The 1,050-nt window shown below is 71.4% G+C and carries 1 protein-coding gene; it reads left to right on the top strand.

The window, feature by feature from the left end:
• The coding region (locus ACTWQJ_RS51720; protein ID WP_443313257.1) for an amidohydrolase family protein at positions 1–1,050 on the top strand (1,050 nt) is incomplete at both ends.

Here is a 1,050-nt window from a genome sequence, read left to right as displayed (position 1 = left end):
CTACAGCACCGTCATCGAACTGGCCGAGGCCGGCCGGCTGTCGCTGCGTATCGCCTATCACCTTTTCCCGCAGACGCCCGGCCAGGAGATCGACGACCTCGCCCGCTGGATCGAAATGGCCCGCCCCGAGGACGGGGACGCATGGCTACGGCTCAACGGCGCGGGCGAGAACCTCACCTGGGCGGCAGCGGATTTCGAGAACTTCACGCAGCCCCGTCCGGAACTCACCCCCGACTACGAGGCGGAGTTCGAGAAGGCGGTGCGCCTCCTCATGGAGAACGGCTGGGGATTCCGGCTGCACGCCACATATGACGAGACCATTCGCCGCGATCTCGCGGTCTTCGAGAAACTGGCCGCGGAAGGGCTTTTCCCGGCCGGAAACCGCTGGCTCTTCGACCATGCGGAGACCGTGTCCGCGGACAGCCTCGACCGTATCGCCGCCCTCGGCGGGGCGATGTCCGTGCAGAACCGGCTGTCCTTCCAGGGCGAGGCGTTCCTGCGCCGCTACGGACCCGGCGCCGCCGCGGACGCCCCGCCGGTCCGGGCCATGCTGGAGCGCGGGCTGACCGTCGGCGGCGGCACGGACGCCACCCGGGTCTCCACGTACAACCCCTGGGTGGCCCTGCACTGGCTGGTCAGCGGCCGCACCGCCGGCGATCTCGCCCTCCGTCCGCCGGAGAACCGTGTCGACCGGCAGACCGCACTGGCGATGTTCACCCGCGCGGGCGCCGCGCTGACCGGCGAGGAGGACGTCAAGGGCGTCCTGCGCCCCGGCTGCTACGCCGACCTGGCGGTCCTGTCGGACGACTACTTCACGGTCGCGGAGCCGGACATCGCCCACATCGAGTCCCTGCTGACGGTCACCGGCGGCCGGATCGTGTACGCCGCCGCCGAGTACGAGGGCCTCGACGAGGAACTGCCTCCCGTCAGCCCCGAGTGGAGCCCCGTGGCCCACTTCGGCGGCTACCAGGCCACCCCCCGGGCGGGGATCACCGGCGCCCGTCAGGCCGAACTGCTCGGCGAGGCGATCGCCGAGTCGGAGCGGCACCG

Origin of the sequence: Streptomyces sp. KR55 (genome assembly GCF_052245645.1) — a bacterium.
Taxonomy (GTDB): domain Bacteria; phylum Actinomycetota; class Actinomycetes; order Streptomycetales; family Streptomycetaceae; genus Streptomyces; species Streptomyces flavusporus.
The sequence above is the reverse complement of the archived record's forward strand: the minus strand, read 5'-3'. Positions and strand labels throughout refer to the sequence as shown.